Annotated in this window: 15 protein-coding genes and 1 riboswitch; of the genes, 1 reads left to right on the top strand and 14 read right to left on the bottom strand. The window is 61.0% G+C overall.

Annotation, left to right across the window (positions count from 1 at the left end):
• Positions 1 to 161: 161 nt before the first annotated feature.
• On the bottom strand, positions 162 to 2,195 hold the full coding sequence (locus tag K787_RS0107870; protein WP_022962248.1) for an NADPH-dependent 2,4-dienoyl-CoA reductase: 2,034 nt from the start codon (positions 2,193 to 2,195) through the stop codon (positions 162 to 164).
• A gap of 193 nt (positions 2,196 to 2,388) precedes the next feature.
• On the opposite strand from K787_RS0107870, the gene K787_RS0107865 reads away from it, so the two are divergent.
• The gene (locus K787_RS0107865; RefSeq protein WP_022962247.1) at positions 2,389 to 3,405 is read left to right on the top strand and encodes an AraC family transcriptional regulator; all 1,017 of its coding nucleotides are present in this window, start codon (positions 2,389 to 2,391) and stop codon (positions 3,403 to 3,405) included.
• A 272-nt stretch (positions 3,406 to 3,677) separates the two neighbouring features.
• Here K787_RS0107865 and K787_RS0107855 read toward each other — a convergent pair whose 3' ends face one another.
• Genes K787_RS0107855 through btuB form a run of 13 tightly spaced genes read right to left on the bottom strand, consistent with a single transcriptional unit; the run spans position 3,678 to position 15,733 of the window.
• On the bottom strand, positions 3,678 to 4,442 hold the full coding sequence (locus K787_RS0107855) for an adenosylcobinamide-GDP ribazoletransferase (protein ID WP_022962246.1): 765 nt from the start codon (positions 4,440 to 4,442) through the stop codon (positions 3,678 to 3,680).
• Positions 4,439 to 5,005 (bottom strand): alpha-ribazole phosphatase family protein, encoded by a 567-nt coding sequence (gene cobC / locus K787_RS0107850; protein ID WP_022962245.1) that lies wholly within the window; start codon positions 5,003 to 5,005, stop codon positions 4,439 to 4,441. The genes K787_RS0107855 and cobC overlap by 4 nt, the downstream gene beginning before the upstream one ends.
• A complete protein-coding gene (gene cobT / locus K787_RS0107845) occupies positions 4,999 to 6,051 on the bottom strand; it encodes a nicotinate-nucleotide--dimethylbenzimidazole phosphoribosyltransferase (protein ID WP_028614732.1) in 1,053 nt (350 codons plus the stop codon). The genes cobC and cobT overlap by 7 nt, the downstream gene beginning before the upstream one ends.
• A complete protein-coding gene (gene cobU / locus K787_RS0107840) occupies positions 6,048 to 6,569 on the bottom strand; it encodes a bifunctional adenosylcobinamide kinase/adenosylcobinamide-phosphate guanylyltransferase (protein ID WP_022962243.1) in 522 nt (173 codons plus the stop codon). The genes cobT and cobU overlap by 4 nt, the downstream gene beginning before the upstream one ends.
• Positions 6,557 to 8,023, bottom strand: coding sequence for a cobyric acid synthase (locus tag K787_RS0107835; RefSeq protein WP_022962242.1), 1,467 nt, complete (start codon positions 8,021 to 8,023; stop codon positions 6,557 to 6,559). Before K787_RS0107835 ends, cobU begins: the two co-directional genes overlap by 13 nt.
• Positions 8,020 to 9,027, bottom strand: a complete 1,008-nt coding sequence (gene cobD / locus K787_RS0107830) for a threonine-phosphate decarboxylase CobD (RefSeq protein ID WP_022962241.1) — start codon at positions 9,025 to 9,027, stop codon at positions 8,020 to 8,022. Before cobD ends, K787_RS0107835 begins: the two co-directional genes overlap by 4 nt.
• Positions 9,020 to 9,925, bottom strand: a complete 906-nt coding sequence (cbiB, locus tag K787_RS0107825) for an adenosylcobinamide-phosphate synthase CbiB (protein WP_028614731.1) — start codon at positions 9,923 to 9,925, stop codon at positions 9,020 to 9,022. Before cbiB ends, cobD begins: the two co-directional genes overlap by 8 nt.
• Positions 9,922 to 10,722, bottom strand: coding sequence for a cobalamin-binding protein (locus tag K787_RS0107820; RefSeq protein ID WP_028614730.1), 801 nt, complete (start codon positions 10,720 to 10,722; stop codon positions 9,922 to 9,924). Before K787_RS0107820 ends, cbiB begins: the two co-directional genes overlap by 4 nt.
• Entirely contained in the window at positions 10,719 to 11,363 is a 645-nt protein-coding gene (gene bluB, locus K787_RS0107815; RefSeq protein ID WP_022962238.1) for a 5,6-dimethylbenzimidazole synthase, read from the bottom strand. The genes K787_RS0107820 and bluB overlap by 4 nt, the downstream gene beginning before the upstream one ends.
• A 13-nt stretch (positions 11,364 to 11,376) precedes the next feature.
• Positions 11,377 to 12,678, bottom strand: a complete 1,302-nt coding sequence (locus tag K787_RS0107810; RefSeq protein ID WP_028614729.1) for a cobyrinic acid a,c-diamide synthase CobB — start codon at positions 12,676 to 12,678, stop codon at positions 11,377 to 11,379.
• An 11-nt stretch (positions 12,679 to 12,689) separates the two neighbouring features.
• Positions 12,690 to 13,301, bottom strand: a complete 612-nt coding sequence (gene cobO / locus K787_RS0107805; protein ID WP_022962236.1) for a cob(I)yrinic acid a,c-diamide adenosyltransferase — start codon at positions 13,299 to 13,301, stop codon at positions 12,690 to 12,692.
• Complete coding sequence (locus K787_RS0107800) at positions 13,298 to 13,873, bottom strand: hypothetical protein (protein WP_022962235.1); 576 nt, start codon at positions 13,871 to 13,873, stop codon at positions 13,298 to 13,300. Before K787_RS0107800 ends, cobO begins: the two co-directional genes overlap by 4 nt.
• 39 nt (positions 13,874 to 13,912) lie before the next feature.
• Positions 13,913 to 15,733, bottom strand: a complete 1,821-nt coding sequence (btuB, locus tag K787_RS0107795) for a TonB-dependent vitamin B12 receptor (protein WP_022962234.1) — start codon at positions 15,731 to 15,733, stop codon at positions 13,913 to 13,915.
• 122 nt (positions 15,734 to 15,855) lie between these two features.
• Positions 15,856 to 16,100: riboswitch (cobalamin riboswitch) on the bottom strand.
• Between the last annotated feature and the right edge of the window lie 10 nt (positions 16,101 to 16,110).

Below are 16,110 nucleotides of genomic sequence, written 5' to 3'. Positions count from 1 at the left end.
GCACTTTGGAGCGTAAGTGTAAAGAAAAGTGCCCTTGAGGACTGTGATGGATTTGGCACAACGCCCTGCAGCCAGCTTGTTTCATAACACTACATCGGCAATACAAAAAAGCCCGCCGCAGCAGAAAGCTGTGGCGGGCTCTTAATCCAGCAGGCATCAGATCAGATAGCAGCAGCCAATCGCGAGCCCTGGTCAATGGCACGCTTGGCATCCAGTTCGGCCGCGACATCCGCTCCGCCAATCAGATGCAGCGGCTTGCCCGCAGCTTCCAGCCCCGCTTGCAACTCGCGCAGCGGCTCCTGCCCAGCGCAGATAACGATGTTGTCGACCGGCAACACCTGCGGCTCACCTTCACCGATCTGGATATGCAAACCGGCATCATCAATCTTCAGGTACTGCACCGAATTGAGCATCTGCACCTGCTTGTTTTTCAGGCCGGTACGATGAATCCAGCCGGTCGTCTTACCCAGGCCGTCACCCACCTTGCTGGTCTTACGCTGCAGCAAAAAAACCTCACGGGCGGGCGGATGCGGCTGTGGCGTGATGCCGGCAATACCACCACGCGCCTCGATATCCAGATCGATGCCCCACTCTTTCCAGAACAGCTGGGTATCCAGGCTTGGGTTGCCGCCCTGGTGGGTAATGTACTCGGAGACATCAAAGCCTATGCCGCCAGCACCCATCACCGCGACCTTGTTACCCAGCGGCTGGTGATTGAGGATGGTATCGATATAGCTGACCACCTTGGGATGGTCGATACCGGGAATATCCGGCGTACGCGGCTTGATCCCGGTAGCCAGAATGACTTCGTCGAAATCGGCCAGATCTTCGGCTGCTACGCGCTTGTTCAGCACCAGCTTGACCGCGTACTTTTCGATCATCTTGCCGAAATAACGCAGCGTCTCAAAGAACTCCTCCTTGCCGGGAATCTGCTTGGCAATATTGAACTGACCACCAATTTCCGCCGCCGAATCGAACAGCGTCACCTCATGCCCGCGCTGCGCCGCCACCGTGGCCGCAGCCAGGCCAGCAGGACCGGCGCCGACGACGGCGATCTTCTTCACCGCCGTGGTCGGAATATAGTTCAGCTCGGTTTCGTGACAGGCCCGCGGATTGACCAGGCAACTGGTCAGCTTGCCGCCGAAGGTATGATCCAGGCAGGCTTGGTTACAACCGATGCAGGTATTGATTTCATCAGCCTTGCCGGCCGCCGCCTTGTTGACGAAATCGGCGTCAGCCAGAAATGGCCGGGCCATGGAGACCATGTCTGCGTCGCCCTCTGCCAGCACCTGCTCCGCTACTTCAGGGGTATTGATCCGGTTAGTGGTGATCAATGGGATGCTGACCTCACCTTTGAGCTTGGCGGTGACTTTAGTGAACGCAGCGCGTGGCACTTTGGTGGCGATGGTCGGAATACGCGCTTCGTGCCAGCCGATACCGGTATTGATAATAGTCGCACCAGCCTGTTCAATCGCCTTGGCCAGCATCACCACTTCGTCCCAGGTGCTGCCGTCTTCAATCAGGTCAAGCATAGACAGCCGATAGATGATGATGAAGTTCCGGCCTACACCCTCACGCACACGGCGGACAATTTCCACCGGCAGACGCATACGATTCTCGTAGCTGCCACCCCAGCGGTCGGTACGCTTGTTCACATGGCTGACCAGGAACTGATTAATGAAGTAGCCTTCCGAACCCATGATTTCCACCCCGTCATAGCCGGCGCTCTGGGCCAGCTGCGAACAGCTGACGAAGTCATTGATCTGCTTCTCAATGCCCTCCTCGTCCAGCTCTTTCGGGGTAAAGGGGTTAATCGGCGCTTTGACCGCACTGGCGGACACCTGTTTGGGGCTGTAGGCGTAACGACCGGCGTGCAGAATCTGCATACAGATTTTGCCACCCGCCTCATGCACTGCACGGGTAACGATCTTGTGCTGCTCTGCTTCTTCGGCGGTGGTCATCTTCGCCGCACCGGCGGCAACACTACCCTCTTCATTGGGCCCAATACCGCCCGTCACGATCAGACCCACCCCGCCGCGCGCACGCTCGGCGAAATACGCGGCCATCCGCTCGAAGCCGTGCGGGCGCTCTTCGAGCCCGGTATGCATCGACCCCATCAGGGTACGGTTGCGCAGGGTGGTAAAACCCAGGTCCAGCGGGGCCAGCAAATGCGGATAGAGGGTAGATTCGCTCATGGACTGCTCCGGTTATCTCTTCATCAGGGTCTTTACCGGATACATGCCCGGCAAATGCTATGGCAAGACAATAGGCTGGTGACGCCGACCGCTCAATCACCTGAAATGACATTTTTATAACTTTGAATTACAGTTGTGTTTCCACTAACACCGCGAACGCCTTCCAGCAGACCCGGTCTTTGAAACTCGACTTATGAAGCTCGGCGATATTTCGGTCGGTTACCTTTATAGCCTGCAAAGTGCGCTAACCCATCTGGGCCATGAGCCGGAGAAACTGTTTCAGCGCTTTCGCATCAACAACCAGCTACTGGCGACACCCCAGGCGCGCATCAGCATTCCGCGGTTTATGCGGCTGGCCAACGCCGCCATTCAATTGACCGGCCGCGCCGATATCGGCCTGCTTATGGGCAGCCATAGTCATGCCAGCCACTTGGGTTTGGCAGGCATGACCGCACAATGCGCCGCAGACCTGACACAAGCCTTCGACACCCTGGTGCGCTTCGAGCGGCTATCCAGCCAGAATTACCGCGGCCATTCGAGCTTTGAGTCACCGGCACTGCGCTTCTATTCAATAAGCCCCTACAACGCCTTCAATCTGTTTGTGGTCGACTCGGCCCTGGCCTCCCGCGCTCAGCTTGGCCACTACCTGACCGGCGGCAAGGCGATACTCACCGCCGTGCATATCGAGTTTCCCGCGCCCGCCTACGCCGAGCTTTACGAAGCGGCATTCGGTTGCCCGGTGCTGTTTGAACAAGAGCACAACCAATTGATCTGGGAGCCGGCCAGTCTAAATCTGACGCTGGAGCAGCGCGCGCCGGCCAGCTTTCATCACCTCGAGGCGCTATGCAAAGCCCAACTGTACGAGCTCAACCGCCACCGCGGTTTACGCGAAAAGGTCGAGGAGATACTCTCACCGCAACTGCATCAGCGCCTGCCGCCCCTGACCGAGGTCGCGCGCAAACTGGGCTTACCCTCCTGGACCCTGCGCCGCCGGTTGCAACAGGAGGAGCAAACCCGGTTTCAGGACATCATCGATGAAACGCGGCAGGATCTGGCCGTCAGCTATATCCGCGATACTGAATTAGCACTGGGAGAAATCGCTTTTCTACTGGGCTTTTCATCGCCGGGGGCATTTCAGAGGGCGTTCAAGCGTTGGACCGGCCAGCCGCCAGGGCAATTCAGACGTCAGCAGCGCAGGGTGCAAAACTGAGTGCAAAGCCAATGTGCCGAACCCGAATTAGAAAAAACAAGGTAGTACGAAGGGGGGGGTAGTACGGAGTTAATATTGCACAGTAAAGCCGAAGCACTTACATCTCTTCGGCGTCTTCTGCATCCTGATCCCATTCCTGGGCACGCTGGTCCATCAGTTCTTCTACATACTCGTTCATTGCTTCTTCCTCTTTTTGTTGTCGAGCCCAATTGACTCACTACCCGACGCTATAGGTCGCGTATGACAGTCAGATGAAGCGACAATAAAAAAGTTCAGCCATTAATACCCAGAGTCAACGCCAGCACCACCAGTAGCAAGGCCTCGGCGATTTCCAGCAGGGCACCGGCGGTATCTCCGGTGGTACCGCCCAGTCGCCTGAGCAACAGCCGCCGCCAATAGGTCGCGAACAGCGCAACGCAGATCAACGGCAGCAATCCAAGCGCACCCCAAACCACCACCGAAAGCCCAGCGATCACCAGCGCATGGGTGATCAACACGGAGGGCAGCGTGACGGGTGCATGGGCGGCCAGCACTGCGCCCAACCCGCCTGGTCGTGCATAAGGCGTGGTGATCAACAGCGTGGGCAGCAAGAGTCGACCGATCCAGGGCACCAGCAATAGCGCCCAGCCAACTTGGCTTTCCAACAAGCTGACTAGCGCTGCGAACTTGAGCAGCAGCACCAGAACCAGAGCGACCACGCCGACCGGACCGCAGGCCGGGTCCTTCATGATAGCCAGCGTACGCTCGCGGTCGCCATGCCCCCCGACCCAGGCGTCCGCCGCGTCTGCCAGACCATCCAGATGCAGAGCCCCACTGAGCCATACCCACAGACTCAGAATAATCGCCGCCTGCAGCAGCGGCCCCGTTGGCGCCAACAACCACTGCGCCAGCACCAGCAAGAGCCCGATCAAACCGCCCACTGCCGGATACCAAAGCAAAGAGCGGCCGTTTTCCTGCGCCGCAGGGAGATAAGGCAGGCGCACCGGGAGCCGGGTCAAAAACTGCAAGGCAATCAGCAGCGCAAACGGGAGCCTCATAGCCGCTCCAGCACGCCATCAGGATGACGACGCAGCAGCACGCGCTCGGCCAACGCCACGTGCACCTGCAACAGCTGTTCCCGTGGCAATCCCTGCGCCCGCGCCAACAACAGGCGTATCACACCTCCGTGAGTTATCAGCAGCACTTTCTCGCTGGCATAACATTGAGCCAGGCCATCGATACTCGCCAGTACCCGGCGTTCGAATGCGGCAACCGCCTCGCCGCCAGGCGGTGTACAGCCATAAGGATCCCGCCAGAAGGCCGCAAGAGAGTCTGCGTGCTCACGCATCAGATCAGCGGGGTACTGCCCTTCCCACTCACCAAAATGCAGCTCACACAGGCCGGGCTCCAGGCTCACAGGTACATCTAGTCGCTCGCCCAGTTCGGCCGCAAAAGCCGCGCAACGTTGCAATGGTGAGCTGACGATGCGCTGCCAGGCGCCGGGCGCCTGGCAGGCCAGACGCATTTGCTGCCATCCTGCAGCAGTCAGCTCGTCGTCCAGACTACCGCGCAAGCTGCCGGCCAACGCGGTCTCACCATGGCGCAACAGCTCGATCAGCATGGCTGCCGGCCGGAAACTGCCGCCTGCGCGAAGGTCGCCATCTGGTTATGCAGCGCGCAGGCGGTACGCAGCAAAGGCACGGCCACCGCAGCGCCGCTACCCTCGCCCAGGCGCATGCCCAGATCCAGCAAGGGCGTGGCCGCTAACGCTTGGAGAATCAGACTATGCCCCGGCTCAGCGCTGCGGTGACTGAACAGCATCCAGTCGCGGCTGCCTGGGTTCAGACGCGTTGCGCACAGGGCCGCCACGGAGCTGATATAGCCGTCCACCAGCACCGGCAGCCCGCGCTGTGCAGCCGCAATATAAGCGCCGCACAGCGCCGCTATCTCCAAACCGCCCAGATGAGCCAATGCTGATAATGGGCTATTCAGCTTGCCTGCATGCAGCGCCAGACCCCGCTCAACCACCTGCCGTTTGTGCTCAATCTCTGCCCCAGCAAGCCCAGTACCCGGCCCGACCAGCTGCGCTGCTGGCACGCCAAGCAGCGCGCTCGCCAAAGCGCAGGCACTGGTACTGTTGCCAATACCCATCTCGCCGCCGATAAACAGATCAGCGCCGTGCGCAGCCAACACCGCCTCACGCCCGGCCTGCAGAGCCTGCAAGCAGTGTTCGGCGCTCATGGCGGCCTGATGGCTGAAATTGGCTGTGCCAAGAGCAATCGGGCGGTGCTCAACGCCCGCCAACGGCGCAATGGGTATGGCCAGCCCCAGCTCCATGACTCTGAGCGTGGCGCCAAGGTGGCGAGCCAACACACAGATCGCCGCGCCACCCTCGGCGAAGTTGCGCAGCATTTCACCGGTAACGGACTGCGGATAGGCCGACACGCCCTCTTTCACCACACCATGATCGGCAGCAAACACCGTGATCCAGGGCAGGGTCATCTCGGGCCGTTCGCTGCCCTGCATGGCCGCCAGTTGAATGGCAAGGTCTTCCAGCCGGCCCAGCGCTCCGGCTGGTTTAGTCAGTTCGCTTTGGCGCTGCTGCGCCGCGAGCAGCATTGTCTGATTCCATTCTGCCACGGGCATATGCCACCAGTAGCTACTCATGGCAGTTGCCCCTTGAGCGCCAACGGCAGGCCAGCGACACAAAACAGTACCCGCGTACAGCGCTGCGCCAGGGCCTGATGCAACCAACCGGCCTCATCCACATAGCGGCGGCTAAGTTCGCCCAGCGGCACCACACCCAGCCCGGTCTCATTACTGACCAGAATAATTCGGCCCGGCAGCGCACTGACGCATGCCAGCAAGGCCTCCCGCTCGCTCTCAAGACGAGCCCGATCTTCACACAACAGCAAATTAGTCAGCCACAGCGTCAGACAATCGACCAACAGGCAGCGCTCGGCCCCCGCCTCCCGGCACAATACATCGGCCAGCGCCAAGGGCTCTTCTATCAGTGCCCAATGGGCCGGCCGCCGTTGACGGTGCTGGCGTATGCGCTCGCCCATCTCCGCGTCCAGCGCCTGACTAGTGGCGATATAGGTCACCGGGAAACCGCTGTCATTCGCCATTTTTTCGGCCAGCCGGCTCTTGCCCGAGCGCGCACCACCCAATATCAGTTCGTGCATGCGCCGACTCCACATAATTGCAATAGCAAGGCAGTATCCAGATGCTCTTCCACAGTCTGGGCCAGACGTTCGATATCCCGCTCGCGCAATGCGGCGTAATCCAGTGCTTGCGCCTGAGACAGGCCCGCCCAACGCAACAGCGCCTGACTGGCCGCGGACGATTCAAACAGACCGTGCAGATAGGTACCGGCGATCTGTCCGTCATCGCTGAGCACCCCATCCGCTTCACCATCGTCCAGATGCAGTAACGGGTAATTGAGCGCGGGACCCTCACTGCGGCCCGCATGAATTTCATAGCCACTGACCCTGGCCTGCTGCAGTTGCAATTGACCGCTGACCCGGGTCAGTCGCTTCTGCGCCTGTAAGGTGGTGGCAAAATCCAGCAGCCCCAGACCAGCTTCACTGCAGGCCGGGCCTTCCAGGCCAAGGGGGTCATCTATGTGCTGCCCGAGCATCTGCATACCGCCACAGATACCCAGCAGCTTGCCGCCGTAACGCAGATGCCGATGAATCGCCCGATCCCAACCGTGCTGACGTAGAAAAGCCAGGTCAGCACCGACGCTCTTGGAGCCCGGCAGAATAATCAAATCCGCAGCGGGAATCGGCTGACCCGGGCCGATAAACTGCAGGTCTACCTGCGGGTGCAAGCGCAAGGGATCGAAATCCGTATGGTTGCTGATGCGGGGCAATACCGGCACTACCACACGCAACGCATCGCGGGTCTTGGCGCCCTGGCTGGCGTTGACCGCGTCCTCGGCTTCCAGGTGCAGGTCATGCAGGTAGGGCAACACGCCTAATACCGGCTTGCCGGTGTGCGCCTCCAACCAGTCGAGACCCGGCTGCAACAGGGCAATGTCGCCGCGAAAACGGTTGATCACAAAGCCCTTGATGCGCGCCTGTTCGCTGTTCGACAGCAGCGCTAGCGTGCCAACCAAGTGTGCAAACACGCCGCCCTTGTCGATATCGGCAATCAGGATCACCGGGCAGTCGACGGCCTCGGCAAAGCCCATATTGGCGATATCGCCCGCGCGTAGATTGATTTCCGCCGGTGAGCCTGCGCCCTCGACCAGCACGGTATCGTAGGTCGCCAGCAAACGTTGATGTGAGGTCAAAACCGCGCGCAAAGCCGTGGGCTTGTAAGCGTGGTAAGCCTGCGCATCCATGCAGCCGATCGAATGACCATGAATGATGACCTGGGCGCCCACGTCGGTATTGGGCTTGAGCAGCACCGGATTCATATCGGTATGCGGCTCCAAGTGCGCCGCCTGGGCTTGCACCGCCTGGGCGCGGCCGATTTCACCGCCATCCACCGTCACCGCCGCGTTCAACGCCATATTTTGCGGTTTGAACGGCGCCACCTTGACGCCTCGGTGACGCAGCCAGCGGCACAGCGCCGTGACCAGCGTGCTCTTGCCGGCATCCGAGGTGGTGCCCTGAATCATCAAGGTACTCATAGGCCGGAACTTGCCAACTGACTGAGATGAATATCTGCCAATGCGGCGTCCAGGCGCTGCCAATCGCTCTCACTGCCGGGCAGACCAATACGCAATGCAACGGGCTGCTCGAACAGCCTGACCAGAATGCCGCGCCGCGCCAGGGCCGCATGCAGCTCCGCAGCCTGGGCATAAGGCAGCCACTGAAACAGCGCACAACCGCCCTCGGGATTCAGCCCATGCTCTAGCAGTAGTGAGCGCAGCCGCTGACTGTCACGCTGCAGGCGAAACCGCCACAATTGCTGGGTGGTATGATCGGCCAGCACTGCCTTACCGGCGGCACGGGCTGGGCCGCTTACGGTCCAAGGTCCTAGCTCGCGCTGCAATGCACCCAGCAACCCCGGTTCGGCCAGCACGAAGCCCAGCCGCACCCCGGCCAGACCAAAAAATTTGCCCAGCGAGCGCAGCACCATCAGGCCAGGCCGATCGCTGAACGCAGCAAGACTGTTTTCAGGAGCCGCGTCGGCAAAGGCCTCATCGACAATCAGGTAGCCACCATGCCGGTGTAGCGTTTCGTGCCACGAAAGCAGCGTTTCGACATCGATCTGCGTACCGGTCGGATTATTCGGATTGACCACCACCAGCACATCAAGCTGATCCAGAAGATCGGCTACCTCAGATCGATCCAGACCCATGACCGCATGACCAGCGCGCTGCCAGGCGTGGCGATGCTCCGCATAGCAGGGCTCGAGTATGCCCACGCGCTCCGGCGCGAACAGCTGCGGTAAAGCCTGAATGGCTGCCTGCGAACCCGCCACCGGCAGTGCCTGCGCGGCGCCGTAATAACTAGCCGCAATAGCCTCCAGGCCATCGTCCTCTTCCGGCAGGCGCGACCAGATGGCGGGGCCAAAGGATGGCAAAGGCCATACATAGGGTGCCAACCCGGTGGACAAGTCTAGCCAGTCTTCTTGTGCCATGCCAAATTGCGCCGCGGCCAAGCGCAACCTGCCACCGTGTTCAAGCATGCATCACCCCCCAGAGCGCCATAAGTACCAACAGCCACAGCATTACCCCTTGGCGCACCAGCCGCACGGCCCGGTCGATATCCTCGTCCTTTGCCCCCGGCCCAGCACCCAAAACCGGGCGCTGGTGCAACGCACCCTGATAAACGGCCGGCCCACCCAGACTGACATTTAACGCCCCTGCTCCGGCAGCCATCACCGGCCCGGCATTCGGGCTGTCCCAGGCTGGCGCCTGAGTCCGCCAGCAGTGCAATGCCTGCCGTGTACGCCCGCACACGGCATAGGTCAAGGCTACCAGCCTGGCCGGCAGGTAATTGAGCACATCATCAAGACGAGCCGCTGCCCAGCCAAACTGGCCGAAACGTGCGTTGCGGTAGCCCCACATCGCATCCAGGGTATTGGACAGGCGATACAGCACAACGCCCGGCGCGCCCAGCAGTGCAAACCAGAACAAAGCCGCAAATACCGCGTCACTGCCGTTCTCCAATACCGATTCCGTGGTCGCACAGGCCACGCCTTGCTCATCCAGTTCATCGGTCTGCCGGCTGACCATATAACTCACACGCAGACGGGCCTGTAAGAGATTGCCCTGGCGCAATGCACGGCTGACCGGCTTGGCATGCGCGGCCAGGCTATGCAGTCCGATGGCCAGGTACAGCAGCAGCAAGGAAAAGACCCAGCCAATGCCGGGCAAGCTGGCCAGCACCCAAGCGCCAAAGGTCAGTGGCAATACCGCCAGTGCCCAGGCCAGCAGCCCGCGCAACCGTCGCGAGCCAGCGCGATTGAAGGTGCTTTCCAGTACATCGGCGAGCCGGCCGAAGCCGACCAGCGGGTGCCCGCGTTTCGGTTCACCCAGCCAGTGATCCAGCAGCATGGCGCCGAGCACTACGGGCGCGTTCAGCACTGGCGCTGATCCCATTGGCGAATCAAGTTATGCAACTGATCCAGCCCGATGGTCAGTGCCGAGATGCCCGGCTGCAGAATGTCAGGGGACTTGATTTCAAACAGTTGCTCATCACGCAATGCCGGGATCGCCGGCCAGCCTGGCCGATCAAACAGATGTTCCGGTCTGAAGCGCTTGCCGCACCAGGAGCCGATGACCAGATCCGGCGCACGCCGGACCACCTCCTGAGGGTCGGTGATATAGCGCTGCTTGGCTTTGGGGTGGTGACTCAGCTCGGCAAAGCAGTCTTCACCGCCGGCCAGTTCGATCAGTTCGCTGACCCAGCGAATGCCAGAAATCAGCGGGCCATCCCACTCCTCGAAATATACCTTGGGTCGACGTGACAGTTGCCCCGCCTGCAGACGCACCTGCTGCATGCCCGCCTGCAACTCGGCGACCAGTGTCTCGGCCTTGTCGCTGGCATACACCAAGGCACCCAGCGTCTCGATCATGCGCAGAATGCCGGCGATATCGCGCTGATTGAACAGATGCACTTCCAGACCCTCGCGCGCCAGCTCCGCAGCAATATCCGCCTGCAGGTCGCAGTAGCCGATAACCAGATCCGGCTTGAGCGCGAGAATCTTCTCGGTCTTGGCGCTAGTAAAAGCCGAGACCTTGGGCTTTTCCTTGCGCGCCTGTGGCGGGTGTACGGTAAAGCCGGAAATACCGGCGATGCGCTCCTGCTCGCCGAGGCGATACAGCACTTCACAAGTTTCCGTAGACAGGCAAACGATACGTTGTGGGCCTTTCATCATGGCTCCCATTGATCGGTAAATAACAACTCGTTCAGTGGCCGTGGTGTGCTCCAGCCCTGCTCAACCAGCATCGGTTCGGTATAAAAAGCCTCGACTGGACCGAGACACAGCACCGCTATCGGCTTGGCCCCGGCCGGCATGCCGAGCAGCTCTGCCAGTGCCTGCGGATCGAACAACGACACCCAGCCCAGCCCAAGCCCTTCCGCGCGTGCCGCCAGCCACAGGTTCTGAATCGCGCAGGCAATCGACGCCAGATCCATTTCCGGCAAGGTGCGACGGCCAAACACATGTTGCTCGCGGCCCTCCGGCAGCGCGGCGACCAGCAGCTCCGCGCAGTCGAGAATGCCTTCGACCTTGAGCCGCATAAAATCGGCGGCGCGCTCAGCCAATGCCTGCGCCGTCAACTGTCGCTCCTCATCCACTAGCCGATGGATGGCCGTGCGTAGCGCAGGCTGCGTAATACGGACGAAACGCCAGGGTTGCATCAACCCGACACTGGGCGCCTGATGCGCCGCCTCCAGCAGCCGCGACAGCTGCTCGGCGGGCACTTCTCCAGCGCTGAAATGACGCATATCCCGGCGCTCACGGATGGCCCGGTACACGGCGGCCCGCTCGGCGGCGGAGAAGGCATGCTCACTCATGCGCGTAAGCCGTTCATGGACAAAACAGTGCCGCCGCGGCTTGGCGGTTGCCCGGCAGATACAGGTGAATATAGGAGGCTGTCAGTCGCCCGATCCGCCAAACCGCCTCGGCCGTGCGTTTGTAATTCGGGCACTCGCCACGCACCAGCGGCGGCAGTTCACACTCCAGAGAGGAATGGTGAAAGGTGTGCCCGCGCAGGGTGCCCTCCGGCAACGCAACTTCCTGCAATGCCAGCGCGGTCAGGCGCTTGTGCATGTTTGCCCGGCCGGGCAGCAAACCCACCAGCTCCGTGCTCTGTCCGTCAGTGTCGGTCAGCGATTCGCACAGATACAGCATACCGCCACATTCAGCATGGATCGGCTTGCCGGCCTCATGATGGGCACGGATAGCCGCCTGCATCGCCTTATTGCTGCCCAACTCGGCCAGATGCAACTCGGGATAGCCGCCCGGCAGGTACAGGCTGTCGATCTCGGGCAACTGCTGGTCGCTAAGCGGCGAGAAGAACAGCAGCTCTGCACCCAGATCCGCGAGCAGATCCAGATTGGCCTGGTAGATAAAGGCAAAGGCGCCGTCACGCGCCACGCCAATACGTACACCCGCCAGCGCGGCGCTGGATGTGCCTACTGCAGCAGGTTCAGGCGCGGTAAAACCCACCCGCGCCGGCAACTGAGTATCGGCGCTGGCCAGCAGTGCATCGGCGGCGGCATCCAGCCGAGCATCCAGATCAACCAGCTCATCCGCCTGCACCAGTCCCAGGTGACGACTGGGCAGGCCTATCGCTTCACTGCGCGGCAGTGCCCCAAACCAGGCGCAGCTGTCAGGCAGGCAATCACGCAGAATCTCGCCATGCCGGTCACTGCCAACCTTGTTGGCCAGTACCCCGGCAAACGGCAGACCCGGCTGATAACTGGCCAGCCCGTGGGCCATGGCGCCAAAGGTCTGGGCCATGCCCGAGCCGTCAATCACCGCCAGCACCGGCACACCAAAGCAGCGCGCCAGATCCGCCGCGGAGGGTGTGCCGTCAAACAGCCCCATCACCCCTTCGATCAGAATCAGGTCGCACTCGGCCGCCGCGGCACTGAGCAAGCGTCGGCTTTCCTGCTCACCGATCATCCACAGATCGATCTGGTAAACCGGCCGGCCACTGGCGCGCTGGAGGATCATCGGGTCGAGAAAATCCGGACCACACTTGAACACCTGCACGCGTTTGCCCTGGCGGCTATGCAGGCGGGCCAAGGCCGCGGTAATGGTAGTCTTGCCCTGCCCCGAGGCAGGTGCGGCGATAAGCAATGCCGGGCACTGCTGTTGTGCCAATATGCAATCAGTCAAAACTCCACTCCTTTCTGCGCCTTGATGCCAGACTTGAATGCATGCTTGACCACGCCCATCTCGGTCACGGTATCGGCAGCTTCTATCAGCGCGGGCGGCGCACCGCGGCCGGTCACCACCACATGCTGGGCCATGGGCCGCGAGGCGATGTCCTGCAGCACCTGCTCCAGCGGCAAGTAGCCGTATTTGAGCGCGATATTCAGCTCATCCAGTACCACCAACGCCACCGCCTCGTCGCTCATCAACTCCACCGCCACCGCCCAGGCCGCTTCGGCCTTGGCGATATCATCCTGGCGGTCCTGGGTTTCCCAGGTAAAGCCGGCGCCCATAACGTGATAACGCACCTGTTCGGGAAAACGCCGGAAGAAGGTCTCCTCGCCGGTGCTGCGGGCGCCCTTGATAAACTGCACTATGCCCACCTGCAGGCCATGCCCCAAACTGCGAGCGGCCATACCAAAAGCCGAACTGCTCTTGCCCTTGCCGTTGCCGGTCAGCACCAGCAGCAGTCCGTGTTCATCCTGGGCCTGGGCGATTTTCTCATCGACAATCGCCTTCTTGCGCTGCATGCGTTGCCGGTGACGCTCGTCGCGGTCGGGGCTGTCGCTCATGCCTGACGGCCCTGCTGGGCCTCGCGCGCGGCATAGACGCGCAGAACGATATAGACCAGCGTGGCGGCGCCTACATACAGCGCCATGCTGCTCAGGTATTGCGGATAGTAGTGAGCGATGCGCTCGAGCATGCCGGCGAAGGTCGGGTTGTCATAGCGGCCAGAGAAAAAGTAGAAACCACCACTGGAGAACAACTGGCACACCAATGCGCTGCTCAGCAGAGTCGGTACCAGCACCAGCAATGAGCTCAGTTGCTCGCGGTGCCAGCGTGCGTACAGACGCCCGCCGAACCAGAGCGCACCGTAGGCTGGCAACAGCATCCAGTAGGCCACGGTCATGCAATGGTGGCCGGCATTGATCCAGCCCACGCTCATGATGTCCATAAACGTAGTCTGCAAAAACAACAGTGGAAAGGCCCAACGTGGCTTGAGCAGCACGCCCGCGAGGAAAAACACCGCCCAGGACGCGCTGGGCAGATTGACCAAGCTGAAATGGCTGCCACGGGTCATGGCGACCAGCAACACGAGCACGATACCAATAGCCACCTGGCTACGTCTGGACAGTTCTAACATGGTCATCCTCCTTGGATGGGTTGTTTAAAAACAGGCGCCTTAGAGCGCCTGGTAGCGCAGAGTCAGATAGCCCGCCCGGCCTTGTTGCTGGTAGGTCGCGGCGGTTTCATAGTCGCTGTCGAACAGGTTGCTGATGCGTGCCTGCAGGCGCCAGGCGTCGCTCAATTGATATTCGGAGCGCAGATCAACGGTGTTGTAACCGGACAGTTCGGTGGTATTGGCCGCGTTATCCCAGCGCCGTCCTTCCACATGCAGGCTGGCACCGAGGCCGATGCGGCCGAACCGACGGTCCAGATCCAGATTGAATATCTGCTCGGCCCGGCGCGGCAGCAGATCGCCCTGGCCGGCGCGGGATGACTTGTTGGCCGGGTCCTGCAGCGTCAGATTGCTGCTCAGATCCCAACCCAACAACTGGCTGGCCAATGACAGCTCCACCCCGTTGATAACCGCTTTGTCGATATTCTGCGCACGCAAACCACCGCCCTGGTTGAAGTAGGCGATCAGGTCATCGATCTCATTTCGGTAGAGCGCCACCGCCCAACTACCCCAGCGCTGTTCACCATCCAGGCCCAGTTCCAGACTGCGCGAGGTTTCTTCGCTGATATCTGGGTTACCGAAGGTGGGGTGATACAACTGGTTGAAAGTTGGCGCCTTGAATGCAGTGCCGGCACTGGCACTGGCACGCAGACTATCGCTGATGCTGTAGCCATAACCGATACTGCCGGTGTTGTAGCTACCATGCTGCTCGTTGTCATCGTGCCGGGCACTGATTTGCAGCTCATGGCGGCCGAGCTGTGCAAGATATTGGGCGTAAGCGCCGTGGTTGTCGCGGCTGTCTTCGGCGAAGTGGGTAGTGCCGTTGACCGAGTCCTGCAACAGGTCGTAACCCAGTGTCAGAACCTGCCCGGGCTTGAGCTGTACGTCGTTCTGCCAACTGAAGCTGTCGCGGCGGGTATCGATACGGGTATTGAACACATTGCCATTGAAGGTATCGAGCTTGTCTTCGCTGCGCCCCGCCTGCAGGGTGACCAGCCAGGGGTCGGTCGGGGCGAAGCGCGCGCGCAGACCGTGGGTGCGTAGCAGATTGTCGGCGTTGGCTTTAAAGCCCGAGTCGTAATCATTGTGCGAGCGCACCTCGATAACGTGACCGTCCAGCTCCACACCATTGTCGAAGCGATACCCGGCCGTCATATTGGCTGACCATTCGCGATAACCGTCGTTATCCGACTCTGGCGAAGGCGCACCGGGACGCGCATCAATTCCGCGGGTGCCCATGCTGGTCACACCCAGGTTGTACCAGGCGTTGCCCAGCCCGCCAGAGACCCCGGCGCTGCCGGCGTGATAATTGCGGCTGCCGGCGGTCGCCGATGCCCAGGGCTTGGCGCCCTGACGCTCACCGCGCCGGGTGAATATCTGAATCACGCCGCCGATGGCTTCGGAGCCATACAGGCTTGAGCGCGGGCCGCGCACTACTTCGATGCGTTCGATCTGTTCGACCGGCAGATTCTGCAAGGCCACGTCGCCGGTGGTCGCCGAGCCCAGGCGTACACCGTCGATCAACACCAGCACATGATTACTGCTGGTACCGCGAATACCCAGCGCCTCGTTCTTGCCGTGACCGCCGCTATTGGTGATATTGATTCCCGGAACCCGGCGTAACAGTTGAGCCACGCTGGTCGCCTGCAGCCTTTCGATATCCGCCCGCTCAATCACACTGACCGAGGCAATACCCTGGCTAGCGGACAGCGACGAGCGCGTGGCGGTGACCACCTGTTCATTTAAGTTAACTGGATTGGCAAAGCAAAACGAGGACAGGCCCATGCAGGCCAGCGCCATAGAGGCGGGAAAAGAACTATTCATGCGGCTTCTGGCTCCGTCGTACCTACCCGTACGACACTGCTGACTGATAGCAGTCGGCGGAGCAAAAAAGGCAAACGGATCCAACGCAGCAGGAGACCGCACACCCACAAAGCCCGCCGCTCTGCTGTGAACTGCGTCAGGCCGGTCTCCGGGCTTGCGAGCGGATCCATTGATCCCGTCACCGCACCTTCCCATGCCGTTGGCACAGTGGTGTATGGCGGTGACGTGCCAGCCGATTCACATCGACTGACGCTCGCTTACCGTTGCGGGGGCAGCGCCGGAATTGTCTGCAATTGGCAGACGCACCGGCTTCCCAGTTTCACCCGCTGATTACGCATCAGCGGGCACCTGAAGCGGAGTGAAGATTAGTGATTTTG

The sequence above is a fragment of the Halopseudomonas pelagia CL-AP6 genome (assembly GCF_000410875.1).
In the GTDB taxonomy this organism is placed as follows: domain Bacteria; phylum Pseudomonadota; class Gammaproteobacteria; order Pseudomonadales; family Pseudomonadaceae; genus Halopseudomonas; species Halopseudomonas pelagia.
The sequence above is the reverse complement of the archived record's forward strand: the minus strand, read 5'-3'. Positions and strand labels throughout refer to the sequence as shown.

Excerpts from the sequence above, each read along its gene's own strand:
- K787_RS0107870 (WP_022962248.1), bottom strand. The coding sequence starts at position 2,195 with ATGAGCGAATCTACCCTCTATCCGCATTTGCTGGCCCCGCTGGACCTG.
- K787_RS0107865 (WP_022962247.1), top strand. The coding sequence starts at position 2,389 with ATGAAGCTCGGCGATATTTCGGTCGGTTACCTTTATAGCCTGCAAAGT.
- K787_RS0107855 (WP_022962246.1), bottom strand. The coding sequence starts at position 4,442 with ATGAGGCTCCCGTTTGCGCTGCTGATTGCCTTGCAGTTTTTGACCCGG.
- cobC (WP_022962245.1), bottom strand. The coding sequence starts at position 5,005 with ATGCTGATCGAGCTGTTGCGCCATGGTGAGACCGCGTTGGCCGGCAGC.
- cobT (WP_028614732.1), bottom strand. The coding sequence starts at position 6,051 with ATGAGTAGCTACTGGTGGCATATGCCCGTGGCAGAATGGAATCAGACA.
- cobU (WP_022962243.1), bottom strand. The coding sequence starts at position 6,569 with ATGCACGAACTGATATTGGGTGGTGCGCGCTCGGGCAAGAGCCGGCTG.
- K787_RS0107835 (WP_022962242.1), bottom strand. The coding sequence starts at position 8,023 with ATGAGTACCTTGATGATTCAGGGCACCACCTCGGATGCCGGCAAGAGC.
- cobD (WP_022962241.1), bottom strand. The coding sequence starts at position 9,027 with ATGCTTGAACACGGTGGCAGGTTGCGCTTGGCCGCGGCGCAATTTGGC.
- K787_RS0107820 (WP_028614730.1), bottom strand. The coding sequence starts at position 10,722 with ATGATGAAAGGCCCACAACGTATCGTTTGCCTGTCTACGGAAACTTGT.
- bluB (WP_022962238.1), bottom strand. The coding sequence starts at position 11,363 with ATGAGTGAGCATGCCTTCTCCGCCGCCGAGCGGGCCGCCGTGTACCGG.
- cobO (WP_022962236.1), bottom strand. The coding sequence starts at position 13,301 with ATGAGCGACAGCCCCGACCGCGACGAGCGTCACCGGCAACGCATGCAG.
- K787_RS0107800 (WP_022962235.1), bottom strand. The coding sequence starts at position 13,873 with ATGTTAGAACTGTCCAGACGTAGCCAGGTGGCTATTGGTATCGTGCTC.
- btuB (WP_022962234.1), bottom strand. The coding sequence starts at position 15,733 with ATGAATAGTTCTTTTCCCGCCTCTATGGCGCTGGCCTGCATGGGCCTG.